This window comes from Streptomyces sp. NPDC045967 (assembly GCF_056430495.1).
On sequence record NZ_JBWKLE010000021.1, the window covers coordinates 32598 to 57164 of the forward strand.

At 71.2% G+C, this 24567-nt stretch carries 25 protein-coding genes; 18 read left to right on the plus strand and 7 right to left on the minus strand.

The window, feature by feature from the left end; translation table 11 throughout:
- The first annotated feature begins 52 nt into the window (after positions 1 to 52).
- The 9 genes from AC07FY_RS28640 to AC07FY_RS28680 all read left to right on the plus strand — a co-directional run bounded on the left by AC07FY_RS28640 (position 53) and on the right by AC07FY_RS28680 (position 9009).
- Entirely contained in the window at positions 53 to 2734 is a 2682-nt protein-coding gene (locus AC07FY_RS28640; protein WP_479011852.1) for a M16 family metallopeptidase, read from the plus strand.
- Between the two features lie 123 nt (positions 2735 to 2857).
- A complete protein-coding gene (locus tag AC07FY_RS28645; RefSeq protein ID WP_073921135.1) occupies positions 2858 to 3301 on the plus strand; it encodes a hypothetical protein in 444 nt (147 codons plus the stop codon).
- Positions 3298 to 3612 carry a transcriptional regulator gene (locus AC07FY_RS28650; protein WP_073921136.1) on the plus strand — a complete coding sequence of 105 codons (315 nt, stop codon included), beginning with the start codon at positions 3298 to 3300 and terminating at the stop codon, positions 3610 to 3612. Before AC07FY_RS28645 ends, AC07FY_RS28650 begins: the two co-directional genes overlap by 4 nt.
- Positions 3613 to 3661: 49 nt before the next feature.
- Entirely contained in the window at positions 3662 to 4888 is a 1227-nt protein-coding gene (locus tag AC07FY_RS28655) for a nucleotide disphospho-sugar-binding domain-containing protein (RefSeq protein WP_479011856.1), read from the plus strand.
- A gap of 74 nt (positions 4889 to 4962) precedes the next feature.
- Positions 4963 to 5844: an ABC transporter ATP-binding protein gene (locus tag AC07FY_RS28660; RefSeq protein ID WP_479012047.1), complete on the plus strand. Its 882-nt coding sequence runs from the start codon at positions 4963 to 4965 to the stop codon at positions 5842 to 5844.
- The gene (locus AC07FY_RS28665; RefSeq protein WP_479011859.1) at positions 5841 to 6815 is read left to right on the plus strand and encodes an ABC transporter permease; all 975 of its coding nucleotides are present in this window, start codon (positions 5841 to 5843) and stop codon (positions 6813 to 6815) included. Before AC07FY_RS28660 ends, AC07FY_RS28665 begins: the two co-directional genes overlap by 4 nt.
- Positions 6816 to 6924: 109 nt before the next feature.
- Positions 6925 to 7593: a GOLPH3/VPS74 family protein gene (locus AC07FY_RS28670; RefSeq protein ID WP_479011862.1), complete on the plus strand. Its 669-nt coding sequence runs from the start codon at positions 6925 to 6927 to the stop codon at positions 7591 to 7593.
- Positions 7594 to 7621: 28 nt separating this feature from the next.
- Positions 7622 to 8749, plus strand: a complete 1128-nt coding sequence (locus AC07FY_RS28675; RefSeq protein WP_479011865.1) for a glycosyltransferase family 4 protein — start codon at positions 7622 to 7624, stop codon at positions 8747 to 8749.
- Entirely contained in the window at positions 8746 to 9009 is a 264-nt protein-coding gene (locus AC07FY_RS28680; RefSeq protein WP_479011868.1) for a hypothetical protein, read from the plus strand. The genes AC07FY_RS28675 and AC07FY_RS28680 overlap by 4 nt, the downstream gene beginning before the upstream one ends.
- Positions 9010 to 9053: 44 nt before the next feature.
- Here the strand turns inward: AC07FY_RS28680 and AC07FY_RS28685 are convergent, their stop codons facing one another.
- Entirely contained in the window at positions 9054 to 10031 is a 978-nt protein-coding gene (locus AC07FY_RS28685; RefSeq protein ID WP_479011871.1) for a helix-turn-helix transcriptional regulator, read from the minus strand.
- 524 nt (positions 10032 to 10555) lie between these two features.
- On the opposite strand from AC07FY_RS28685, the gene AC07FY_RS28690 reads away from it, so the two are divergent.
- Both AC07FY_RS28690 and AC07FY_RS28695 read left to right on the plus strand, forming a co-directional pair.
- On the plus strand, positions 10556 to 10834 hold the full coding sequence (locus AC07FY_RS28690) for a hypothetical protein (protein WP_479011874.1): 279 nt from the start codon (positions 10556 to 10558) through the stop codon (positions 10832 to 10834).
- A gap of 928 nt (positions 10835 to 11762) precedes the next feature.
- Positions 11763 to 12176: a helix-turn-helix domain-containing protein gene (locus tag AC07FY_RS28695; RefSeq protein ID WP_479011877.1), complete on the plus strand. Its 414-nt coding sequence runs from the start codon at positions 11763 to 11765 to the stop codon at positions 12174 to 12176.
- An 82-nt stretch (positions 12177 to 12258) separates the two neighbouring features.
- On the opposite strand, the gene AC07FY_RS28700 is transcribed toward AC07FY_RS28695, so the two are convergent.
- Positions 12259 to 12771: an SRPBCC family protein gene (locus AC07FY_RS28700; protein ID WP_479011880.1), complete on the minus strand. Its 513-nt coding sequence runs from the start codon at positions 12769 to 12771 to the stop codon at positions 12259 to 12261.
- 358 nt (positions 12772 to 13129) lie between these two features.
- On the opposite strand from AC07FY_RS28700, the gene AC07FY_RS28705 reads away from it, so the two are divergent.
- On the plus strand, positions 13130 to 13516 hold the full coding sequence (locus tag AC07FY_RS28705; protein ID WP_479011883.1) for a hypothetical protein: 387 nt from the start codon (positions 13130 to 13132) through the stop codon (positions 13514 to 13516).
- A 539-nt stretch (positions 13517 to 14055) separates the two neighbouring features.
- Positions 14056 to 14652, plus strand: coding sequence for a hypothetical protein (locus AC07FY_RS28710; RefSeq protein WP_479011886.1), 597 nt, complete (start codon positions 14056 to 14058; stop codon positions 14650 to 14652).
- Positions 14653 to 15038: 386 nt separating this feature from the next.
- Here AC07FY_RS28710 and AC07FY_RS28715 read toward each other — a convergent pair whose 3' ends face one another.
- Positions 15039 to 15599 (minus strand): TetR/AcrR family transcriptional regulator, encoded by a 561-nt coding sequence (locus AC07FY_RS28715; protein WP_479012050.1) that lies wholly within the window; start codon positions 15597 to 15599, stop codon positions 15039 to 15041.
- A 135-nt stretch (positions 15600 to 15734) separates the two neighbouring features.
- Here AC07FY_RS28715 and AC07FY_RS28720 point away from each other — a divergent pair, with 135 nt between their 5' ends.
- Both AC07FY_RS28720 and AC07FY_RS28725 read left to right on the plus strand, forming a co-directional pair.
- The gene (locus tag AC07FY_RS28720; protein ID WP_479011889.1) at positions 15735 to 17144 is read left to right on the plus strand and encodes an FAD-dependent monooxygenase; all 1410 of its coding nucleotides are present in this window, start codon (positions 15735 to 15737) and stop codon (positions 17142 to 17144) included.
- 255 nt (positions 17145 to 17399) lie between these two features.
- Complete coding sequence (locus tag AC07FY_RS28725) at positions 17400 to 17768, plus strand: hypothetical protein (protein ID WP_479011892.1); 369 nt, start codon at positions 17400 to 17402, stop codon at positions 17766 to 17768.
- Positions 17769 to 18205: 437 nt separating this feature from the next.
- On the opposite strand, the gene AC07FY_RS28730 is transcribed toward AC07FY_RS28725, so the two are convergent.
- On the minus strand, positions 18206 to 18940 hold the full coding sequence (locus tag AC07FY_RS28730) for a hypothetical protein (RefSeq protein ID WP_479011895.1): 735 nt from the start codon (positions 18938 to 18940) through the stop codon (positions 18206 to 18208).
- 420 nt (positions 18941 to 19360) lie between these two features.
- Here AC07FY_RS28730 and AC07FY_RS28735 point away from each other — a divergent pair, with 420 nt between their 5' ends.
- Positions 19361 to 19672 carry a ribosomal protein L7/L12 gene (locus tag AC07FY_RS28735; protein ID WP_479011898.1) on the plus strand — a complete coding sequence of 104 codons (312 nt, stop codon included), beginning with the start codon at positions 19361 to 19363 and terminating at the stop codon, positions 19670 to 19672.
- A gap of 115 nt (positions 19673 to 19787) precedes the next feature.
- Here the strand turns inward: AC07FY_RS28735 and trxA are convergent, their stop codons facing one another.
- From trxA to AC07FY_RS28750, 3 genes are all read right to left on the minus strand, one after another.
- Positions 19788 to 20117: a thioredoxin gene (trxA, locus tag AC07FY_RS28740; RefSeq protein WP_479011901.1), complete on the minus strand. Its 330-nt coding sequence runs from the start codon at positions 20115 to 20117 to the stop codon at positions 19788 to 19790.
- 262 nt (positions 20118 to 20379) lie between these two features.
- On the minus strand, positions 20380 to 21588 hold the full coding sequence (locus AC07FY_RS28745) for an MFS transporter (protein WP_479011904.1): 1209 nt from the start codon (positions 21586 to 21588) through the stop codon (positions 20380 to 20382).
- A 5-nt stretch (positions 21589 to 21593) separates the two neighbouring features.
- Positions 21594 to 22949, minus strand: a complete 1356-nt coding sequence (locus AC07FY_RS28750) for an NAD(P)-binding domain-containing protein (RefSeq protein ID WP_479011907.1) — start codon at positions 22947 to 22949, stop codon at positions 21594 to 21596.
- 104 nt (positions 22950 to 23053) lie between these two features.
- Here AC07FY_RS28750 and AC07FY_RS28755 point away from each other — a divergent pair, with 104 nt between their 5' ends.
- Together AC07FY_RS28755 and AC07FY_RS28760 are read left to right on the plus strand one after the other, a co-directional pair.
- A complete protein-coding gene (locus AC07FY_RS28755; RefSeq protein WP_479011910.1) occupies positions 23054 to 24112 on the plus strand; it encodes a flavin-containing monooxygenase in 1059 nt (352 codons plus the stop codon).
- A gap of 44 nt (positions 24113 to 24156) precedes the next feature.
- On the plus strand, positions 24157 to 24525 hold the full coding sequence (locus tag AC07FY_RS28760; protein ID WP_479011913.1) for an ArsR/SmtB family transcription factor: 369 nt from the start codon (positions 24157 to 24159) through the stop codon (positions 24523 to 24525).
- Positions 24526 to 24567 lie beyond the last annotated feature (42 nt).

Here is a 24567-nt window from a genome sequence, read left to right on the forward strand (position 1 = left end):
GGCCCTGTTCTTTCGGCTTTCCCCGACCCGATCGCCTGCCAGGAGCACGTACATGACCATCCCTCGTCCGGCGCGGGCCGGCGGTCTGCACCGGCGTACGCTGCCCAACGGGCTGCGGGTTGTCGTCGCTCCGCACTGGCCCACCCCGCGCACGGCGGTCGCCGTGCACTACGGGGTGGGTTTCCGTGCGGAGCGGCCCGGCCAGGAGGGCATGGCCCACCTCTTCGAGCACCTGATGTTCCGCGGCAGCGAGAGCCTGCCGGACGGCGCATTCTACGACGCGCTGCACCCGGTCGCGGGCGCCGCCAACGGCACTACGCACCAGGACTACACCGACTATTTCCAGACCGTGCCCGCCCAGGCCCTGGAGCAGGCACTGTTCCGCGAGGCGGACCGGATGCGAGCGCCCCGGTTCGTACCGGACCAGCTCGCCTCCCAACTTGCCGAGGTAGCACGGGAGATCGAGCAGATGAGGGACGGCAGGCCGTATGGCGGACTGCCGTGGCCGCTGCTGCCCCAGGTCATGTTCCGCGGCTTCGCCAGCGCGCACGACGGCTACGGTGACGCGCGGCGGCTCGCCCTGGTCACCGTCGAGGACTGCGCACGCTTCTTCGAGGCTTACTACGCCCCGTCGAACGCCGTCCTCACGGTCGTCGGCCCGCACCGGACCGAGGACGTCTGGCCGCTGGTGGAGCGGCACTTCGGAGACATCCCGGGCCGGGCCCCCGCCGCCGCGCCGCCGCTGGACGAGCCGCCGCTCACCGAGGACCGGGTGCTGCATCGCACGGACCCTCGGGTGCCGCGCACCGCGGTCGCGGTGGGCCATCGGCTGCCGGACCCGGCGGTAGGGCCGGAGGCGTACGTGGCCCGCATGGTGCTGGCGGAGCTGGCGCAGCAGGCGGCGGCCGTCGAGGCCGGGGCACCGGTGAGCGCCTCCTGCGGCTTCTTCGGGCCGCTCGACGTTCGGGGCACAGACGCCCTGGTGGTCACCTCGGTGCTGCCGCCGGACCTGACCGCGGACGAATTCCTCGGTCGGCTCACCGCGTTCTGGGACCGCCTCGGCGATGCGCAGGCGGTGAGCGAAAGCGCCGCGGACGCGGCCCGCTCTCTGGCCGCACGCCTCCGCCGCGAGCACGCGGACCTCGAGCAGCGCTGCCGGGCCCTGGGCCGTGCGGAACTCCTCTTCGGCCGCCCGGAACTCGTCGACGAACTGCCGGACCTGGTCGCATCCGTCACCCCCGCCGACCTCGCCGACGCCGCCGCCGAACTGGCATCCGCGCCCCGCGCGATCCTGGTCCTCGGCGGAGGCGCCGGCACTCCGGGAGGTGCGACCGCACGGGCCGGCTCCGGGACCGTGGCGGAGGCGTCCGCCGCAACCGAGGGCGAGACACCAGCAGGGGGCGAAGGCAAAGCGCCCGCCGGACCCGGGCCGCAGATCTGGCGGGGGGCCGAGGCGCTCGCCCGAACGCGGCGCGGACCACGTCCGCTGCCGTCGCTGGGCCGCGCGGCCGGGCCGCGCCTCGACGGTGCCGTGGAAATCGCGGCGGACGGCGGGCCGCGGATCCTCGCCGTACTGGACCGGCGGGCCGGGCAGGTGGAGGTGCGGCTGCGGGTTCCGCTCGGGCCGGACGGCTGGCGCAGGCCCGCGGAGGCCGCCTGGCTGCTGCGCCACGCGGACGCCGCAACGGGGGCGTCGGCGCGGGTCCGCCGGCTGGGCGGGCGGCTCGGGGTCGCGACCGGGGGCCAGTGGGCCGACATCAGCGCGTGGGCGCCGCGCGAGGCGTACCAGGAACTCCTCGGCGTCGTGGCCGGCCTGCTCACTCCACCACGGTTCCCGGACGCCTTCCCCGCGTCCGCCGTCGCCGCCGCGCCGCGACTCTCCCCGGAGCAGCGGATGGACCAGGCGCTGCGCCTGCAGTGGCTGGGCGGGGCGGCGGCGGAGCCGCTCGCGCCTGCCGGCCTCCACTCACGGATGCTGGCGCCCCGCGGTGCGGTGTTCGTCGTCGTCGGAGACGTGGATCCGGAGCGGTCCGTCGACCAGGCCGCCAGCGCCCTGCGCCCCTGGCAGGCGTCGGCCGCCGCGCCAGAACCGCCCAGCGGCACCGGCACCGGCATGGCCTCCCCCGCCGTACTGGTGCTGCGCGAGCCCTCGGCCGGCGACACCGTCGCGCTGACGCTGTGCGCACCGGAGCCGGACGGCGCGGGAGGGGTCGGTGGCGCCCCGGACCTCCCGGCCCGCTACCTGACCACCGCGCTGTTCGGCGGTCACTACGGCGCCCGGCTCGCCGAACGCTGCCGACGGCTCGGCCGCGCCGGGCACGTGATGCTCGCGGGCCGGGACGTGGTCGCCGGCCGGGCACGGGCGCTGGTCCGGGTCACCGCGCCGCGGGCGGAGGCGGCGCGGGCGGTGTGCGACGTGGCCGAGGAGGCCGCCGCCCTGGCCGCCGCTCCCCCGGGCCGGGACGAGCTGGACACCGTACGGCGATACTGCGCGGCCCAGTTACTGTCGGCCTTCGACTCGCCGGGCCTCCTCGCGGACGCGCTACGGCACACCACGGGGTCCGGGCGCGGCCTGGACTGGGTGATCAGCCGGCCACAACTGCTCGACGCGGTGACGGGGGACGAGGTGGCTGCTGCCGCCGCGCACCTTTTCGTGCCCACCACGGAGACCGTCGTCGCCCTGGGCGCCATTGAACTGGATTGGCTGACCACGGAATTGGCGATCCGCCAGTGATCACGCTGGTGAACCTCCGCCCTCTTGCCACCATGGAAACAGAAGGCTATCTTTCCACTATGGAAAGGGGCGGATCGCGGCAGGGAAAGACCTTGGGCGCACCGCCCGACGGGAAGGAGAGTCATGGATTCCGAAGAGGCGCGCCGCGCTCTCGAACAGGCCGGCGCGGACCGTGCGAGCACGGTGGCACGGGCCGCGGCCCCGCGCTGGTATTACCCGGCCCTGGGCGGCTGCCTGCTGTTCGCCTTCGCCTCGGTGAGCATCGACTGGGACCTCATCCCGTACGGCGTCATCGTCGGCATCGGCCTCGGCCCCCTCCTCGTGACGATGGCCGCGGCCCGGGCCACGGGCGTCTCGCTCGACCGCTTCCACGCCACCCCGGGCGCCCGGCGGATCACGACCTTTTACGGTCCGTTCGTCATCGCGCTGATCGGCATCGGCCTGGCCCTGGAATGGGGTGCGGACCTGCGCTGGTCGATGGCGGTGTGCGGGGTGCTCGCCCTTGCTGGCACGGTCGTCGCGGGCCGTCGGGTGGACCGCGCCGTCGCAGAGGAGCTGAGGGCGTGAGCGAGCCGGAGTTCGACGAGGTGATCCACCCGATCAACCGGCTGCGGATCTGCTCGATGCTCGCGCCGGTGGACTCGCTCGCCTTCTCCGTCGTACGGGACGAGCTCGGCCTGAGCGACTCGGTGCTCAGCAAACAGCTCAAGATCCTGCAGGCGGCCGGGTACGTGAAGCTGAACAAGGAGCCGCTCGGCTCCCGCATCCGAGCCTGGATCGCCCTCACGCCCGAGGGCCGCGCCGCGCTCACCGCCCACCTCGCCCATCTGCGGGCCATCGCGAAGGCCGCGAACCCGCCGGAGCCCGGGCCACGCTAACCCCCCTCCCCGCAGGCCATCCCCATCCCACCCGTGAGAGGAGCCGTTCATGCAGGTCGCCACAGGTGCGCACATCGCCCTGATGTCCGTGCCCCTGCACGGACACGTGAACCCGATGCTCGGCTTGGCCGCCGAGCTGACGGCCCGCGGCCACCGCGTCACCTTCGCCACCGGCGAGGACTTCGCCCCGCTCGTCGAGGAGTCCGGCGCCACGGCGGTCGGCTACCGCTCCGGCTTCCCCTCGGCCCGCGGCGGCTCCGGCGACTGGATCCCCGCCGAGGACGACGGCAGCCTCGCCGTGGCCGCCTTCGACCGGGAGTGCCGCACGGCGCTGCCTCAGCTCGCCGAGGCGTACGCGCGGGATGTGCCCGAGCTCGTCGTGTACGACACGGTGACCGGCTGCGCCCCGCTGCTCGCCCGCCGTTGGGGCGCGGCAGAGGTGCAGTTCTCGCCCACCCACGCCTTCCCCGACGCGGTGACCGGCCCCGCCGTCGGCGCGGGCCGGGCGGCACTGGACGGCACCGTGCCCTGTGTGGTGGCCATGCCGCGGTCGCTGCAGTTCCGGGCGGAGGAAATCAGCGGGCGCCACGTCTTCGTCGGCCCGGTCGGCGGCCCGCGCCGCACCGACGGCGACTGGGCCCCGCCGCACCCCGGCCGTACCTGCGCCCTGGTCTCGCTCGGCACGACGTACAACCGGCGCACCGACGTCTTCCGCATGTGCGTCCGTGCCCTGCGCCGCCTCGGCGACGACCGGCACGTGGTCGTCGCCACCGGCAGCCCGGCCACCACGGACGAACTGCGCGATCTGGCCCGCGAGGAGGGTGTCGAGATCCACACCTGGGTGCCCCAGCAGCACGTGCTCCGCCACACCGACCTGTTCCTTACGGCTGGCGGCACCGGCAGCGTGCTCGAAGGGCTCGCGCACGGAGTCCCGCTCGTGGTACTGCCCCAGGCCGTGGAGCAGTTCGTGACGGCCGAACGAGTCGCGGCACTGGGCGTGGGACGGGTGCTACGAGCCGTCTCGTCGACCGGGCCGGACTCCGCCGACGAGCAGGCGCTCGCCGAAGCCGTACAGGACCTGTTCTCCGACAGCTCGGTACCCGCCCGGCTGTCCGCGATCCGGGCTGAGGCCGCGGCGGCGGGCGGCGCCCGCGCGGCCGCCGACGTCGTGGAGGCGGCACTCGCACGCCGGACGGAACTCCAGGGCCGACAGAGCCGACAGGGCCACCAGGAACCCAGGCAGCATCGGGACGACATTCGGGAGGAACAGCGGTGACGAGGACGCAGGCGACATGCTCCCCCGCACAGCCGGCCGTCGCACAGCCGGTCGTCGACGTGCGCGACCTGCATATGCGGTACGGCAGCCACGAGGTGCTGCGCGGAGTGGACTTCCAGGTGCACCAGGGCGAGGTCGTCGCCCTGCTCGGCCCCAACGGCGCGGGCAAGAGCACTACTGTCGAGATCCTCGAGGGCTTCCGCGCACGGTCCTCTGGCACGGTACGGGTCCTGGACACCGACCCGGTCGAGGGCGACGAACTCTGGCGCTCCCGCCTCGGGATCGTGCTCCAGTCCTGGCGGGACCACGGCAAGTGGAGGGTGGCGGAACTGCTGCGCCACTTCGCCGCGTTCTACACCCCCTACTCCACCCCCGCGCACCCGAAGCCGTGGGACGTCGACGAGTTGCTGACCCTCGTCGGGCTCGACGGCCTGGAACAGCAGCGGATCTCCAGCCTCTCCGGCGGCCAGCGCCGCCGCCTCGACATCGCGGTCGGTGTGCTCGGCCGGCCGGAGGTGCTCTTCCTCGACGAGCCGACCGTCGGCTTCGACCCGGAGGCCCGGCAGGAGTTCCACGAGTTGGTGCGGACCCTGGCCGGGGCGGGGAACACGATTCTGCTGACCACGCACGACCTTCAGGAGGCCCAGAAGCTCGCGGACCGCGTCCTCATCCTCGTCGGCGGCCGGATCGTCGCGCAGGGGACGGTCGACGAGCTCGCCCGGCGTATCGGCACCGACGCCGAGGTCGGCTGGACAGCCGACGGCACCGTCCACCGCCATCGGACCCAGGACGTCACCGGGTTCGTCCGCAGGCTGTTCCAGGAGAACGGAGAGGACGTGCACGATCTGGACATCCGGCGGGGTGGCCTGGAGGAGGTCTATCTGACCACCGTCAGGGAGGCCGAGGCCGGGCGCTCCGACCAGGCGGCCCGTCTCTTCGAAGGAGCGGCGCGATGAGCGACACGACGATCCGCGCGACCGGCGCCGACAGAACGGCCTCCCGCCCGAGTGCCCCGGCCCCCGCCTCCGCGCCGACCGCCACGCCCGGCGCGGCCCGGCCCGCCGCCGCCCGCCGCGTGAACCGCCTCCGATACGTCCTGCGCGAAGGGGTACGCCGCGGCGGGCGCGAACTGCACCAGATCGCCACGACCAAGCAGGATCTGGCCGCCAACCTCGTCTGGCTGGTCGGCCTGCTCGCCCCCCTGTACATGTTGCGCGACGAGCAACTGGCCGACACCGGCATGACCGTCGCCGGTTTTCTGCTGCCCAGCCTGATGAGCATGTGCGTCGCCTTCAACGGCATGCTCGGCCTGACCCAACAGCTGATCGTCGAGCGCCAGGACGGCACCCTGCTGCGGCTCAAGGCGCTCCCCCACGGCATGCCGGCCTACCTCGTCGGCAAGCTGGTCTCCGTCTCGGGGACCGTTCTGTCCGCCTGCGCCGTGGTCGCGTTGACCGGCATCGTCATGCTGCCGGACGTCTCCGCCGCCGACCCCGGACTCTGGGCGGCTCTCGCCTGGGCGCTGCCGCTCGGGCTGCTCGCCATGCTCCCAGTCGGCGCGATCCTCGGCTCGCTGATCGACAGCCCGCGCAACCTCGGCCTGGTGATGCTGCCGCTGTTCGGGCTCGCCTCCGTCTCCGGCATCTTCTATCCGGCCTCCCAACTGCCCATCTGGGTCCAGCATCTGGCCGAAATCTTTCCGTTGTACTGGATCGGCCTGGCCGCCCGCTCCGCCCTCCTCCCCGACTCCGCGGTCGCCGCGGAGATCGGCGACTCCTGGCGCCATGCCGAGACAGTCGGCGTGCTCGGCGTCTGGGCGGTGGCCGGCCTGCTGATCGCACCGGTGGTGCTGCGCCGCATGGCCCGCCGCGAATCCGGCTCCGTCATGGCGACCCGCCGCGAGCGGGCGCTGCAGCGCCCGCTCTGAGCCGTAGGGACAGTCGGCGAAGCCCCAGCGCGTCGCGGACCCCGAATTCGACCTCCGTCCCGATCTTACGAATGACCCGAAGCAACCCACGAAGAAAGGTATGGACATCATGTCCGCTCTTGCTCAGGACCTCGCCCTGCTGCTCCTCGACGACAGCTCGGGACGGAGCACCGTCGACATCGGTCGCCGACACCGGGCGGTGGGCAGCGCGATCCTGCTCGACCTGGTCCGCGTCGGCCGGGTGGCCGTCGACCGCCCGGGCGGAGACCCGAAGGACGCCCGGCCGGTAGTCCTGGACGCCGCCCCCACCGGCGACGCGGCGCTCGACCGTGCCCTGTCCATGCTCACCGCCAAGGACCGGAAGCTGGCCTGGGCCGCGGAGAACATCGGCCACGCCTGCTGGGAGCCGCTGATGGAGGCGCTGACCGGCCGCGGCCTGGTGCGCCACCAGGAAGGACGGTTCCTGGGCCTCATCCGTACGAACTCCTGGCCGGCCGAGGACACCTCGTATGAGGCGTCCGTCGTAGACCGCGTCCGCACCGCCGTCACCGGGGAGGGGGACGGGGCAGGCGACGGCGGGCCGGACGAGTCGACCGTCCTCCTCGTCATGATCCTCAACGGCATCGGCGCGCTGCCCGCCGTGCTACCCGGCGAGGACCCGCAGGCCATCGCCGAGCGGGCCGGCCGGCTAGTCGCGGCCCAACACGACCGCGGCCCCTGGGCCGAGGCGTTCAAGGGCCTGGGCAGCGCCCTGATCACCGTGCTGTTCGCGGGCTGAGAAACTGAGGGACTGGGAAACAACGATCATGGCCGACACATGCCCGCGGACGGCGGGCATCGTACTCGTCGTCGACCAGCGGCTGCCCGCCCCGGACGAGGACTCCGGATCGGTGCGGCTGTCCCGGATGATCGAGGAGCTGGTACGGCTCGGCCGCCAGGTGCTCTTCTTCCCGCTGGACGGCCGTACCGACATGTCGTACGCGACGCGCCTGAAGGAACTGGGAGTCGCGGTCCTCGGTGACCCGGCCGCGCAGCTGCGGTTCCTGCGGGATCAGGGGCACCGCATCAGACTCGCGCTGCTCTGCCGCCCCCAGCCCGCGATCCGGCTCCTCGGGGAGATCAGGGATCACGCACCACGGTGCACCGTGGTCTACGACACAGTGGACCTCCACTTCCGCCGTCTCGGCCGCGCCGCCGACCTGGCCGAACGGGAGGGCCGCACCGACCGGTTCACGCTGCGTGCCCAGGCCGAGACGACCCGGGCCCTCGAACTGCTCCTCGCCCGCACCTGCGACATCACGCTTGTCGTCTCGGAGGAGGAACGGACCACGCTCCGCTCGCTCGTCCCCGGCGCCGACGTCCGCGTCCTGTCCAACATCCACCTCCCCCCCACCGGCCCCGCGCCGGGCGCGGCGGACGGCGCTCGGGTGCTCTTCGTCGGTCACTACCTGCACCAGCCGAACGTGGACGCCGCACGGTGGCTGGCGCGTGAGGTGATGCCGCTGGTCAGCCGGGAGGTTCCGGAGGCGGGGCTCGACCTGGTCGGCAGCTCGGCGCCGGAAGCGGTGCTCTCATTGGCCGGGGACGCGGTGACGGTGCACGGCTGGGTGGCGGATCTTGCACCGCTGTACGCGGCCGCGCGGGTGGTGGCCGCGCCCCTGCGTTTCGGGGCCGGCGTCAAGGGCAAGGTCGGCGAGGCGCTTGAGCATGGCCGCCCGGTCGTCGGCACCACGCTCGCCTTCGAGGGCATGGGACTACGCCACGGCACGGAGGTCCTTGTCGGCGACAGCGCGTCGGAACTGGCCAACCGGATCGTTCAGTTGATCAGGGACGCCGCTCTGGGCGAACGCCTTGTCCAGGCCGCGCTCCCCCGGCTGACCCTGCTGTTCGGCCCGGCCCGCGCCCGCGACACGCTCCGCGGACTCCTCGCATGAGCGCCGCCGGGACGCCGGAGCCCTGCACCGAGCTCGAGGTGGTGGGCGAGCGCACCGACGCCTCGGCGCCGCCCTGGCAGACGGCGGTGGTCCGCCTGCTCGCGGCCCTGCCCGCGCGGTGGCAGTGCCGGCCGGTGGCCGAGGAGCAACGTGTGTCGATACGCATCCGGGCGGCTGGGAGCGCCCCCGCGGAGGCGCGCTCCCAGCTCGGGGAGGTTCTCGCCGAGCCGGCGCTACGGGGTTGGCGATGGCGCTACTGAGACGGCACGAGTCCCCAGAAGCCGCGGGTACGGAGCCGACTCGGTCAGATCCAGTGGCGCTCGCGCGCAAGGAGCGCGGCGTGCGCGCGGCTGACCGCGCCGAGGGTGCGCAGCAGATCTGCCACGTGGCGCCGATAGGTGCGTACCGACACGCCGAGGTCACGGGCGCCGATCTCGTCCTTGCCGACCGTGCACATGGATTCGAGGACCTGCCGCTCCATCTCAGACAGCTCGTTGTCGTCCGGCGCCACCACCTGGGACAGTTCGAGCGAGGAGTCCCAGATCTTCTCGAACAGCCGCTGGATGTTGTCGACCAGGCCGGTCTCGCGGGTGAGCAGGGCACCGCGGGAGGTGTCGGACGGGTCCTGCGGGATGATCGCCGTCTGCCGGTCGAAGATCAGGATCCGCTCCACGATGCTGTCCGCGACCCTGATCCGGGCCCCGTGCTGCGTGAGCTCCTGAAGGTAGATAAGGGTGAGCGGATCTCTGGTGGCCTCTTTGAGGACCACATTGCGCACCTGCACACCGCGCCGCAGGCACCGGAGGTCCAATGGGCGGGCGTAGTCGATGTCCTCCTGGGTGAGCCGGGCGTACGGCTCAACCGAGTCGATGTGGTGGCGGGTGAAGAAGGCCAGGTCGTCCAGGCGACCCCGGACCTGGTCCAGCGTCTCCAGCCGCTCGACACCCGGCTGTTCCTCGTCGGTCGCGGCGGCCTCCTCCTCAAGAGCGGGGATCAGACGGGACGTCTGCGTTACATCCTGCAGCTTCTGATGGATGTCCGACACCTGCTGCTCGATCAGCCGCCGTATCGCGACGGCGGGCGCCGTCGCGACGACTGTCCCGAAGCGCTCCTCGTCCACCCGCACCATCCCCAGCTCGCACAGCCGCCGAAGGGCCCGCTCGGTGTCCGCTGGAGGGGTGCGCAGGAGAAGGTCGTTGGCCGTGGTGTGGGGGTTGCGAAGGAAGTGCCGGTATACCCGCTCCTCGAGCGCCGAGATCCCCAATGCCGACAGGTTGTTCACGGTGTGTGCCCCCTACGTCAAGATCTGCGCCGGCTTGTGGTGGTCAGCCCTGGCCGGTGGACAGGCAGCCTAGGAGGTATTGATCCAGTAAAGGAACAAGGAGCATGCGCCCGCTTTGTGATTCATATCATCATCCCAATGTCGCATATGAACTGGCATGGTCGCGGGCCAGACCGGGCTCATACCGCTGCGTCGTGAGGCCGGGGTCGATCACGGCGCGCGGGCCGTGAGCCGCATCGTCGAGCTGTCAGTCGATCAGCTGTCCGTCGCCGCACAGCAAGCGGGGCTGCGGCTGCCAAGACTTAGTTTCCACCCTCTGCGCCGCCACTCCGGCGCAACAGCCTGTCGCGTCCAAGGCGAGGCATCGCGGACGGCAACCAGAGTGGTGCGCACGTCTGCCACCAGGAGACACGCCGACCGACATCTACAAACCACCTCCACGTCAAGAAACAGCAGTACTCGTAACCACCTCCCACCCACCCCGTGGTCGTTGCACTGGCGCGACCGTACAGAAGGAATCCGACATGCGTAAGGCACTTCCCGTCGCCGTCCTGGCCGCCACCGCCGCTCTTGTTCTGGGAGCCTCACCGGTCTTCGCCGCCGCTCCGAAGCAGCAGCCCGTCGCGTCTACGGCGAGCGCCTGGACCCCTCCCGCCGACTACATTCACGAGGGCTCGTTCTTCGGAGCCGCCGCGTGCCAGGCCGCAGGTAAGGAAGGCGTCACGGAGGGCCGATGGAGCGCGTACATCTGCTACCAGAAGCTTCCCTTCACACCCGTCCAGGAGCTCTACGTCAAGAAGTGACGCCTCTGACGCCCCCAGATCCGGCGACGGGCCGCGCCCCTCCTGCGGCCCGTCGCCGGGTCGGGAGGTCAGCGCCAAGCTGACCCGGGCCCGGGATGTCAAAAGACCGTAGGTGGGGTGCTCTGCCCGGCAGGGCCTGCACAGGCCGGTGGCCAGGGCCTCGCCGGCGAGCAGGATGCGACCGGAGCACTCTCTGCGTGCGCCGCGGGGGTGTGGGTCTCGGTAAATGCCGGTGGCGGGCCTGCAGTTCGGCAAGGTCCAAGAGTGTCGCGTGCCGAAGGCGGGCTTCGGTTTCGGCGCGCGCCTGGTCTGCGTCCATGGGGTGGCTCTCGGCCCGGACGGCTGCTGGCGCGGGTGGTCCACGGCCCGCTGCGCGCCGGGCTGGTCCTGATCGTGATCAGCTACGTCCTGAACCTGGTCTACGACGCACGCAACACTCCGGCCACCCATCTCATCCGCACTCTTATCGAAGGGGGAGCCAACGTCGAGGTGCATGATCCACTCGTGGCCGCTATCCCTGGCGCAGCTGGCTCCGAAGGGCGGCGACAGGAAGTCACCCGCCCCACCCGCCGACGCGGGCGAGGCCGTGGCGACCACGGCCCCGCGGCGACCGCCGTAAAGATGAATCCGGTGTGTGTCTTGTGCGTGGTCATGCCCTGCCAAACACCGACGACTTCACGGCGTCACTCGCCGACTCGGGCGAGGCCGCTCCATGTGCATGAACGGGAGCGTAGATGCACCCCCTGACACCCGCTGTCCAGGGGTTCCCGATCGGGTCGGCTCGCCTCAGAACGGGAGAAGCGATCCCTGGGGGGATTTCTGGGACTTGTCCGGCCGATCACGATCGGAGCCAGGTGGCGAGGGCTGCGGCGGTTGCGGTGCCAAGGTAGACGTAACGGTGCTTGTCGTAGCGGGTAGCCACCGCCCGGTGCTGTTCGAGCCGTTGATGGCCCGCTCGACGGTGTTGCGCTTCTTGTACCGCTCTTCGTCGAAGCCCGGTGGACGTCCGCCGCCTGAACTTTGCGCAGGCGGGACCGACGAGGCGACCGCCGCCATCGGCCTGGACGCCGGGTTTTCCCCGGGCTGCGGCCTCTATGGCCGCGGACGGTTCGGGGTGCTCGGTGAGGCGCCGGCCTCGGTGGTCCAAGCGGTACAGGGCTTCCTCGGTCCCCGCCTGGTATCCGCGGGCTGGCCGGCGGGACGGCCCGTGATGCCGACTGAGGAAGCCGCCGACCTCGGCGCCGAGCAGGCAACCCACCACGGCTGGCAAGAGCCACATCCCGTAGCCGCACTCCTGATCCCCCGATGGCAGCGTGCCGAGCAGCTCACGGATGAGCTATAGGCGCCGCTCTACACCACACCGACCGACAGGCAACGAACCTAATTCGCCCAGTACGTCAACGCGTTGACCGCCCCTTCACACGTCACGCCCTGTCGGGTGCCGGCTCCAAGGCCTGCTTGAGGTTGCGCAGGGTGGTGCTGATGTTCCAGCGCTGGAACTCGGCGAAGGTGTGTCCACGCGTCGCGACCCGGTCGAAGGCGTGGGCCGCGAAGTCCGGCCACGAGCGGCGGTCGTCGGTCCACGTCTCGGTGACCCGGGTGCCCTCGGGGACCGGCTCGAAGCGGTACTCCCAGGTGGCGATGGGGCCTCGTATCCGCGGGCGCCGGACCCCGATGGCGTGCACTCGGAACCGGAACAGCCGGTCTTTCTCGACCGCCGTCACCGTGCACCGAGTGGTCCAGCGGAAGGCCCCGCGCTTGTTCCGCCCGTCGAAGACCATCCCGACACGGATCTCGCCGGCACCGCCGTGGACGGTGGCGCCGAGGTTCTCCGGGCTCCAGTCCCCCATCCGCGCGGGATCGGAGACGCGCCGGTAGACGTCGGCGGGACGGACGTGGACGACGATGCTGTCGGACACGGTGAACGTACGAGCCATGGCTCTCCCCTTCTCGGCGGCCGACGCTACCGTCCCGGCGCACCCATGGCTACCCCTGGGTAACTTCATCGGCGGTGGCCCGGTACCACCTCCACAGCGGAGGGAGAGTCGATGACTGGCCGTGCCTGCTCACCGGCTCGCGACTTCGTCATCGAGTCGGACCTCCAGGCGTCTCGGCCGGACGAAGTGATCCCATGTCCTGCGCAGCTGGAACGACCGGCCCTGGATCAGCACAACCCATGGCACCAGAAGGTCAGTTGACAGGTGATCCGGGACGGCGCTTTGATCTAGCACGCGTACGACCCGACACCTACAGGGGGAACGTTCGATGAAGCGCGACATGGTGGCAAAGGCTGGTATGACTCTCGCGGCGAGCGTCATCATCGTCGGGGGCATGGCGGGCTCGGCCTACGCAAGTGGAAGCAATGTGACCATCTCCCGGACCTGGGGCACCGCAACCTTCAAGACCTACGGCGACGAACTGTGGGTGAAGGACTCGTCTGCGGACGGCTACTCCGTGCAGGCCAAGATCCAGCGTTGGCAGAAGGTCAACATCGACGCGTGGAGCTGGGTGGACCACCGCACCGGCTGCTACGACACGACCACCAAGAACGACACGACCGACGGCTACTCGTTCTGCAACTACGACCTGACCGAGAACGACACGGTCCGGACCTGCATCGTCCGCTCGAAGGACGGCGTCCGCTACGGCGACTGGGTCTGCAGCGCCGAGACGCAGGCCTGATTCCTGCCGGCCCGCGAACTGTCCCAGGGGCACCGGCCCGTTCGAGCCGGTGCCCCTGCGTGGGGGGTGATCCTGCCGCTGGGCGTTGCCCGTGCGTGCGTTGACCACGGGGCAGCGGACACTCCCCATACCGCGCGTGGACGGGGACCCCTCCCGCCTCGGCGGCGCCGGAACACTTTCACCCCCCGGCCCTCTCGCTGCCGACCTCACTCGATGGCACCATGAGTTCAGGCGGTGCCGACGCTCGGTACCGACGTTCTGGGGTCAACATGAACATCCGGCTCCCACTCGGCCGACTCAACCGATTCACCCAGTTCCTCGTGGCGACAACCGCGTTGGGTGCGCTGACCGCCTGCGGCGGCTCCGGCGGGCAACCTCCGCGGCCATCCCCTTCCGTCGTACGGGGCACGTCCTCGGCGCCCACCGCGGCTGCGACCGCACCCAGCGCGCCCGGGACCACCACCCCCAGTACGCCCGCTTCCACCACGCCCGAGCCCGACGGAGACGCGCCGCCCCTCGGCTCGGCGCACCTCCAGCCCGTGTGGCCGTTCACTACGCTCGCCCAAGCCCAGGCTTGGCAACAGGAGTACCGGTCCGGGGGCCACCAGCCCTGGCACCTCGACCCGGACCAGACCGCGCTCTCCTTCACCCAGGGCTACCTCGGCTTCAAGGATGTCGGCCGAGTGACCCAGCGCACCGTCACCGGCCGCGATGCCCGGATCGGCGTCGGCCTGAGCCTGCCCCCGGGCGCCGAGGGCTACAAGAGCACCGTCGCGGTCATCCACCTCGTGCGGTACGGCGCCGGCCCGGACGCCCCGTGGGAGGTCGTGGGCACCGACGACACGACGTTCTCGCTGACCACGCCAGCTTACGGATCGGTCGTGCGCTCCCCGGTGGGGACCGGCGGCCGGCTCACCGGTGTGGACGAGAGCATCCGCGTGGACGTGCGCCAGCCCTCGTCCACCGCCCCGATCGGCACATCCTGCTGCGTTCCGGCCGGCGGAAACCAACAGCCCTGGAATGCGACCGTGTCGTTCACCGGCGCCAGTGACCCGGTGCTGACCATCGTCGCGTCCACCGGCGGGCACATCTCCGCGGTCGAGCGCTTCACGGTCACGGCGGTGCGCACCGGCTGACGCGGGACCCTGGACGCCGAAGGGACGGCGGTTGGCATCCGCGTCGGGTCCGGTCCGGTCCGGTCCGGAATCCGTCTCCCGGTGCAGCGTGAAACGCCCGAAGGGACGGGCCCCTGCCAACCCCTTGTGCGAGGCAAGTAGGGCCGCGCAGCCTCGACCTCGACGACGTCGCCGCAGACGGTGGGGACATCATCGAACGGCGCGGGGGCGGCCCCGCCGACTGGCACCCCGACCGCGGGTGACGGGTGACACCGCCCGCCGACCGGCCCAAGCGGGTCAGATGACGGGCAAGCCTGGGTAGTCGTGGCGCCGGTGCCCGTGGCCATCCCCGTCCCAGTCCAGGAACAGCACCGAATCCGTAACGGAGCCGCTCCGGCACAGGGGCCCTACGGTGCCTCCGCCGTCAGATACCGCTGCACCGTCGGCCCCAGCCAGGCGACGACCTCCTCGCAGGACATGGCCGCGGCGGGCGGCAGCCGCAGGACGTAGCGGGCGAGCGCCATGCCCAGGATCTGGGAGGCGGCGAGTGCGGCGCGGGCCGGGGCCTCGGCCGGGTCGGGGCAGACGCCGGCCGCGATCGGGCCCAACTGCTCCCTGAAGATCGCCTGCATGCGCTCCGCGCCCGCCGCGTTGGTGACGCCGACGCGCAGCAGCGCGGTGAGCACCTCGTCCCGCTCCCAGCGGTCGAGGAAGTGGGTCACGAGGACGGCCCCGATGTGCTGCGCGGGCAGCGTGCCCACCTCGGGCAGCCGCAGGTCGAAGGCGGAGGCGGCCGCGAACAGCCCCTCCTTGTTGCCGAAGTACCGCATGACCATCGACGGATCGATCCCCGCGTCGCGGGCGATGGCGCGGATGGTGGCGCGCTCGTAGCCGTCAGCGGCAAATCGCTCGCGTGCGGCCTCAAGGATCGCGGCGCGGGTGGCATCGGAACGGCGTGGGGCGGTCATCATGTCAACGACTGTAGGCCAACAGGTGTTGACATGCCAATCCGGTCGGGCCTACAGTTGCCAACAATCGTTGACCAACAAGCGTTGGCACACCACAGCGGACCGACAGCAGTCGGCCACCCCGGGGAGGCAGTCGTGCAGCACACGAAGACCGACACGGACGTTCTAGTCGTGGGTTCCGGCCCCACCGGCCTCCTGCTCGCCGGCGACCTCGCCGCCGCCGGCGTGCGGGTCACCCTCCTCGAGCGCCGCCCGCACGGCATCAGCAACATGACCCGGGCCTTCGGCGTCCACGCCCGCACCCTCGAAGTCCTCGACGCCCGCGGCCTCGCCGACGAACTGGTCGACAAGGGCACCCCGCGCACGCGGCTGCGGCTGTTCAACCGGCTCACCCTCGACCTGGGCCGGCTGCCCTCCCGCTACCCGTACCTGCTCATCACTCCGCAATATGAGGTGGAGCGCCTCCTGGAGCGCCGGGCGCTGGGCGCCGGGGTCGACTTCCGCTACGGCACGGAACTCGGCGGACTGCGTCAGGACACCGACATGGTCACCGCCGAGATCACCGATCCCGCCGGCAGGCCCGGCACCCTCACCGCCCGGTACCTCGTCGGTGCCGACGGGATCCGCAGCGCCGTTCGCACCGCCCTCGAAATACCTTTCCCCGGCGTCTCGGTCATCCGTTCCATGGTCCTTGCCGACGTCAAGCTGGCCGAGGAGCCCAAGGAGTTGCTCACCGTGAACGGTGTCGGGGATGCCTTCGCCTTCATCGCCCCGTTCGGCGACGGCTGGTACCGCGTCATGGGCTGGAACCGCTCCCGCCAGGTCCCCGACAGCGAGCCCGTCGACCTCGACGAGGTTCGCGAGATCGCCCGTCTCGCCCTAGGCACCGACTTCGGCATGCACGACGCCCGCTGGATCTCCCGCTTCCACAGCGACGAGCGCCAGGCCCCCGCCTACCGCTCCGGCCGCGTGTTCCTCGCCGGGGACGCCGCCCACGTCCACTCCCCCGCCGGCGGCCAGGGCATGAACACCGGCCTGCAGGACGCGGCCAACCTCTCCTGGAAGCTCACCACCGTCCTGCGCGGCGACGCCTCCGACCCCGACGCGCTGCTCGACAGCTACCAGTCCGAGCGTCACCCCGTCGGCGCGGCAGTGCTGCGCAGCAGCGGTGCCGCCGTCCGGCTCGCGATGGCCCGCACCCCACTGCAGCGCGCGTTCCGCGCCGTCACGACGAGCCTGATCGGCGCGATACGCCCGGCTTCGGACAAGGCGGCGGGCATGATCAGCGGCATCGGCATCGCGTACGGAACCGGCCCCGCCGCGCACCGCACCGGAGGCCACCGCGCGCCCGACGCGGCACTCGACCGCGGCCGGCTCTATGAACTGCTCCGCGACGGCTCGTTCGTCCTCATCACCCCCCAAGGCGCCGACGCGCCCGACGCGCCGAAGGCCCCCGGCGCGGCCACCACCGCCACCTGGGCCGACCCGGCCCGCCGCACCGCGATGCTGGTCCGCCCCGACGGCTACGTCTACTGGGAGGGCTGAGGCCAATGCAGCCTGCGACCCCGCCCTCCGGCATCAGGCGGATTCCAGGGATCGCCGCAACACGTAATCACTGCCCTGTCTGGCGAGCGGCGTGAGCCGTGGATCGGCTCGGAGTTCCCAGCCGACCCACGGATGCGTTGTCCGCGGAAGTGCGCTGCACCTGTTCAGGCGGGGCCCGGTTGAGTGGCTCACAGAGTTCCGGCCTAGCCCCCGCTCCCCAGCCCTCCAGAGGCAGGAACAGAATGAGCCTTGTGAATGACGGACGGATCGGGCTGGCCGACGGACAAACTGACCGCGCTCCGACTCGGTAGGAGGCTGGTTGCGGAGGTTCCGGCCTCACGGCCAGATCGCCGCGCATTCGTGGACATCCGCCCCCAGCAAAGCAAGCCTGATGTCCAGGCTCGGGACGAGGGATGGGTTCGCAGCGACGTTGAACGTAGCTTCCGGATCGAGCACTGGGAGTACGACCGCGAGCGCATTGATGGCTTCGACTACGACATCGACGCAGCCCTCCTCGGGTCCGCCGACGCCGGGGACGAGTCTCAGCTGAACACCGTGCTCGACGCATGGGAAGTCCAACCCGACCTCTTCATCCATCCATGGGAAAGCGACGATCCGAGGTAGGCGAACGCGGTAGTCGGTCAGCTTCCGTAGTGCCCCCCTGCGGCTTCGCCTCGCGTCCTGACGCGTACAGTCCCCTGACCAGCGTGTATTGCCCCAGACCCGGGTCCTTCAATGGGCCTGGCGTTGCGCTGAGCGTGGGCGGCGACGGTCAGCAGTCTGCGGGTGTTGCGGATCCGCAAGCGCAGCGGCTGCTCCTCATCGCCCCGTCGGTGGCGACGAGCGGCATGCCCATTCGGTCCAACCTGAACACCGGCATACGCGTCACCGAATCCCTCCTCCAGCGGGACCCCTCCATTCATCACCGGCGCCGTCGCCCACAGCGACGGCGCCCACGACGCTTCAGCCGCAGCAGCCCGACGGCCAGGTCGCGCGGACAGCTCCGCGTCCGGGTATGAGCTGAGGACGGTGCCTTCACCGCCGGGGCCGGCGGGCTGCTCTCAGACGGCGGCCGGTGCAGGCTCCTCTGCCTTGGTCTCGTCCGCCGACGCAGGGATGGCCTCGGGCGCGGGCCAGGTGTAGAACACCGTGCCCTGCTGGCTGACCCGCTCGAGCTCTTCCTTCTCCACGAGCCTCTGCAGGGCGTTGCGGACCGTCTGAACCGAGGTTGCCCGTTCGGGGTGCGCCGCTTGGAGTTCGCTCTGGATCTCGCTGACCTTCTTGGGCTCGCCGGGCTGCTTGGACAGGAGCGCGCTGAGGAGCTGACCAAGGGTGGGCTCCGCCTTCGCGGTTTCGTTGCCCCCGGATGCTGCGGTCTTCTTGGCCGCCGTCTTCTTGGCCGCGGTCTTCTTCGCGGGGGCCGTGCCGCTCTTGACCGTGGCCTTCTTGGCTGCCGGCTTCTTGGTCGTGGTCGCATGCTTCGCCGGAGCGTCGCTGTCTGCGGTCCTCTCCGTCCTGGGCAGCGGCACGGCCGCCGGGTCCGTGCCGTCGACGACAGGGGGAGTGCGGCGTGCGGGCTGAACAGGTGCAGGTGCCGGCACCGGTGACAGCGTCGGCTCAGCACGGACATGTTGCGGCGTGTCCGCCAGCGCCGCGGCGAGCCACTTCTCCTCTCCCTGGAGCTTGCTCAGGCGACCGGTGAGGATCGCCTGCTCGGCCTGGTTGGCCGCGAGAGCCGCGGCCAGGTGGTCCGTGTACTCGGTCTGGGTCGGGGTGTTGACCGGCTCGTTCGCCACTGGGATCCACGCTCCTTCTCAGGGGGATGTGCGTTGGTGCGGGATGCTACTCGGCGCGAGTCGGGGCAGGTCGCCGAATCCCACCACTGACTTTGTTCATGAGACAGGGTTCTGGCACAGCACCACAACCCGTGAATACAGTCACCTGCCGCGTCTGCGGACGCTGGTCACGTATTCGCGGGGCGAGCTGGGCAGGGCGGAGAGGGCGCTGACCGAGGCTGAGGAAGCCGAAGCCTAGGCAACCTTGCTGCCCAAAGGCGGCCGTAGGGCTGCCTGTTTCCCCTGGCACGCGCGCAGAGGAATTCATCGTTGGGCCTATCGACCACCCGCACCCCACGGCAGTCAGCCGTGCCGTGATGGTTCACTTGCCGGACAGCTCAGGACGGCCGGGGAGAGCGTGTGGAAGAGCCAGGATTCCGTGTGCTGCTGACAGAAGCAGGAGACCGGAAGATGGAGGCAACTCGTGCGATACGGACGGTCACCGGCCTCAGTCTCTGGAACAGCAAGCTTCTGCTCGCCGGCGCACCCGTAGAGATCGCGGCAGCCGGCTGGTTCGAAGCCGCTGTCGAGGCGGCTGGGATTCTTGAGGACGCGGGCGCCCGCACCAGGCTGCTCTGCGATTGTTGCGGCCGCACCATTAGGCGGGGAGCCTTCCCCGTCAACGCGGCGCAACGCGCGGAACCATGGCCTCTTGAGATCTGCTGGGCAGGTGGCCTGCCCGCAGCGATCTGAGGTAGGACCGGTTCGGTCTGCGAGACAGTCCTGGGACCGGTAGCCGATCCGCAGCTGGTGGGGTGTTCCTCCCTCAAAGAGAGACGCTGTCCGGACGGCCTCGCCTCTCCCGGCGTCAGTGGGCGCTGAGGAAGGGGTCCAGCTCCCGCTCGAGGGCGGTTTTGGGCTTGGCGCCGACGATGGTCTGGACGACCTCGCCGCCTTGGTAGACGTTCATCGTGGGGATGGACATGACGCCGTATGTGGCGGCCGTTGCCGGGTTGTGGTCGATGTTCAGCTTGACGATCTCGATCTTGTCTCCGTGTTCGGCCGCGATGGCCTCCAGGGAGGGGGCGACCTGTCGGCATGGACCACACCACTCGGCCCAGAAGTCCACCAGTACGGGCTTGTCGCTCTTGAGGACGTCCTCTTCGAAGGAAGCGTCGGTCACACTCTTGAGAGCCACAGGGGCCTCCTCTTCAACGGCTGGACTCGGCGTCCACATCCGCAGCAAGCCGCGGCGAGCAGCGGTGATGGCTGACGCTCAGTGTGATCGACGGTGTCACCGAGCTGCAGACGCCTCACCGTTTCGGCTCAAAATGCCTGCCGCCCGTAATCGGCGCTCGCACCCGAGGACGAAGTCGCTGGGCCGGCCGGGGCCGCGGCGCCCCTTTGCCGTCATTGGCCGCCTCCCGCGAGGTTCATCCCTGTGGGCAAAGATGACAGGTTCACGTGATCACCCGAATACGAACGAGCGAGAGGATTGTGGCCACGGCGGATAGGCCCGCGAGGAGGAGAAAGAGTTGGGGGTAGCCGCCGAGGGGGCCCGCGAGGGCGGCGCATGCCCAGGGGGCCAGGGCTGCCGTGATGTGGGCAGGGGCTCCGAGGAGGGCGGAGAGGCGGCCGTAGTGGGTGGTGCCCCAGCGGTCGGTGACGGCGGTGGCCTGGAGCAGGGTGAGGTTGCCTCGTACGACACCAGCCAGGACCGCGAGGACGACGAGCAGCGGCATCGGTCCCGAGATGAGGGCCAGTGATGCGGTGGTCGCGCCGCCGAGTGCGATGAGGGTGGCCGTGCGGGTGGTGACGGATGTGCGGGTGGACAGGCTCGCGTAGAGGGTGCGGCCGAGGGTCTGGCCTGCTCCGCCCAGTCCGAGTGCCCAGGCGGCTTGGGTGGGTGTGGCGCCGCGTTCGGTGAGGAGCGGGATGAGTCCCATGACGACGGCGTACATGGCGAAGCTGGAGAGGGTGAAGGCCGCGGCGAGCAGGAGGAACGGGCGGCTGCGGGGGACGGAGGTGCGCTTGACGGTGGGTGGCTGCGGTGGGGCGGTCGGCCAGGGAGCCCGCAGGGCCAGGGCGTGCGCGGGGATGGTGATGACCGCGAGGATCGGCGCGAGGACCGCGTACGTCTCCCGCCAGCTCAGGTGCTCGGCGAGGAGCGCGGTCAGGGGTGCGAAGACGGTGGATGCCAGTCCGCCGGCGAGGGTGACGATGGTCAGGGCGCGGACACGGTCGGGGCCCCACCAGCGGGTCAGGGCGGCGAAGGCGGGCGGGTAGAAGGTGGCGGCCATGGCGGCGCCCGCGAGCAGCCAACCGAGGGTGAACGTGATCAGGTTGGGGGCGGCCGCGATGAGCAGCAGGGCGAGGGTGCCGAGTGCGGAGCCGGCGGTCATCACGGCGCGCGGACCTCGCCGGTCGAGGATTCGGCCGATCGGGATTCCGGCTAGGGCCGAGACCAGGAGCGCGAGGGAGAAGGCGGCTGTTGCCGCGTTGGTGGACCAGCCGGTGTCGGCGGTCAGGCGTGGCAGGAGGACGGGGAAGGCGTAGTAGACGATTCCCCAGCTGGTGATCTGCGTGGCGCAGAGCGCGGGTAGTACGGCGCGCGGCCGCGCCCGGGTCCCCGTTCCGGTCGCGGCCGCGTCGGCCTGGATGGGTTGCACGGTGGTCAGCAGCCGCCGGAAGAGGCCGGGGCGCCGATCGTGAGCGTGGCGGGGGCTGCACAGCAGCTGCCACCGGCCGGCTCGGCGGCCTCGGGCTGGTCGAAGAGGCCGGCGCCGCCGCAGACGCCGGTCTCGGGCAGGGTGAGTTCGACGCGTTCGGCGGCTTCCCGGTCGCCGGCGAGAAAGGCGGCGACGGAGCGGACTTGCTCGTAGCCGGTCATGGCGAGGAAGGCCGTGGAGCGTCCGTAGCTCTTCATACCGACGAGGTAGAGGTCCTTCTCCGGGTGGGAGAGCTCCTTCACCCCGTGCGGGTAGACGGTGCCGCAGGAGTGCTGGTTGGGGTCGATCAGCGGGGCCAGCTCCAGGGGGGCCTGAAGGCGCTCATCGAGCCCGAGGCGCAGCTCGGAGAGGAACGACAGGTCGGGGCGCAAGCCCGTCAGGACGATGACCTCGTCGACCGGCTCCAGGCGGCGCCCGTCGTCGGCGACCAGCACCACCTGCCGGCCGTCCTCCTCCACGGTGTCGGTGCGGAACCCGGTGACCGCGTCGGCGTGGCCGTTGTCGACGGCGGCCTTGGCGGCGAGGCCGAGCGCGCCGCGGGCGGGGAGTTGGTCGGAGGCTCCACCGCCGAAGGTCGAGCCGCTGATGCCGCGGCGCAGGATCCAGACGGCGTGGGTGCCCGGGGCGTCCTTGGCGAGGTCGGCCAGATAGGCCAGCGCGGTGAAGGCGGAGGCGCCGGAGCCGATGACCGCGGTGCGCTTGCCCGCGTAACGGGCGCGGATCTCAGGGTCCTTCAGGTCCGGGACGCGGTAGGTGATGCGGTCGGCTGCGGCCTTCTCGCCGAGGGCGGCGAGTCCGCTGCCGCCTGCCGGGCCGGGGGTGGACCAGGTGCCGGAGGCGTCGATGACGGCTCGGGCCAGGATGCGGTGCTCGTGTCCGCCGGTGGTCTCGTAGTGCACGACGAAGGGCTGGGTCTCGCGGTCGGCGTCGACGATGCGGTCCCGTCCGGTACGGGAGACGCCGGTGACCCGCGCGTCGTAGCGGACGTGCTCGCCCAGGACGTCGGCGAGCGGCTGGAGGTAGAGGTCGGCCCAGTCCCCGCCGGAGGGGTAGGTGTCGGCCTCGGGCCTGACCCAGCCGGTGGGGGCGAGGAGTTTTCCGGCGGCCGGGTCGACGACCTCGCCCCAGGTGGAGAACAGACGCACGTGCGCCCACTGGCGCACTGCCGCGCCGGCCGAGTGTCCGGCCTCCAGGACAAGAGGTTCGATGCCGCGGTCGACCAGGTGGGCGGCGGCGGCGAGGCCGACCGGACCGGCCCCGATGACGACGACGGGCGGCTCGGCGGTGGCAGGCGCGTTCACGGCGGGCTCCTCTTTGTTTCGACATCCATCGATGCTTGCGTTTCCAGCCTGACACCTGCTTCGATGAGCGTCAACATAGACATTCGTCAAATCGGAGGGTTCTCGTGGACCACGTGGACGTCGCGATCGTCGGAGGCGGCCAGGCGGGTCTGGCGGCCGCGGACGCCTTCGCCCGGCAGGGCCGTGCCCCGGTCATCCTGGAAGCGTCGGTTCGGGCGGCCGGGTCCTGGCCGCACTACTACGACAGCCTGACCCTGTTCTCCCCGGCCCGGTTCAGCGCGCTGCCCGGCATGCCGTTCGGCGGCGACCCGGACCGCTACCCGCACCGCGACGAAGTCGTCACCTACCTGACCGCCTACGCCGAGCGGCTCCAGACCGACATCCGCACCGGCCACCGGGTGAGCGCGGTCAGGGCGAACGGCGCCGGCTTCGCCATCGAGCTGGAGGGCGGCGGGCGCCTCGCGGCGCGCGCGGTGGTCGCGGCCACCGGCAGCTTCGGCCGGCCCCTCCGTCCGGCGCTGCCGGGCCTGGAGTCGTTCACCGGGCCGGTGCTGCACGCGGCCGACTATCGCGACCCGGCCCCCTTCGCCGGGCAACGCGTCGTGGTGGTCGGGGCGGGCAACTCCGCGGTCCAGATCGCAGCCGAGCTCGCGCGGGTGAGCCGTACGACGCTGGCGACCCGGGCGCCGGTGAAGTTCGCCCCCCAGCACCTGCTGGGTCGGGACTTGACTTTCTGGCTGACCCGCAGCGGTCTGGACACCGCGCCGTTGGGGCGCCTGCTGCGCACCCCGCCCGCTCAGCCCGTCCTCGACAGCGGCCACTACCGAGCCGCCCTGGACGCCGGCGCCCCGGACCGTCGCGCCATGTTCCTCGGCCTGGACGGCGAAAAGGTCACCTGGGCCGACGGGGCCATGGAGGCGGTGGACGCGATCGTTTTGGCCACCGGGTACCGCCCCGACGTGCCCTACCTCGCCGGACTCGACGGAGCCCTGGCCATATCCGGCGCGCCCCGCCATCGAGGCGGAGCCTCGCTCGCCCACCCCGGTCTGGCCTTCGTGGGCTTGGAATGGCAGCGCAGTCTGTCCTCGAACTCCCTGCGCGGGGTAGGTCGGGACGCCGCGCGGGCGGCTCGCCGCCTTGCGGCCTTCCTGGACCGCACCTGACGGTGCCCCTGCCCACCTGGTTCGACATGTGTCAACATAGACGTATGTCGAATGCGAAGGTTCTGCCGCTCCTGGAGCCCGACGCCGTCGTGTCGTGCTGCCCGCCGCTGACCGAGCGCGCCATGTCCGCAAGCGAGGCAGAAGTCGCCGCGAAGATGTTCAAGGCCCTCGGGGATCCCGTTCGCCTGCGATTGTTCTCCGCCGTCGCCTCCCACGAGGGCGGGGAGGCGTGCGTGTGCGACATCTCCGACGTGGGCGTATCCCAGCCGACCGTCTCCCATCACCTGAAGAAGCTGAAGGAGGCGGGCCTGCTGTCCTCCGAGCGGCGCGGCACGTGGGTGTACTACCGGGTCGAGCCGTCCGTGGTCGCCGCGATGGGGGCGCTGCTGGTCGACTCCGCCCGCGAGGGGTAGGGCCGCGCGCGGGGGGCGCCCGGGTGGCGGCCGCCCCATCTA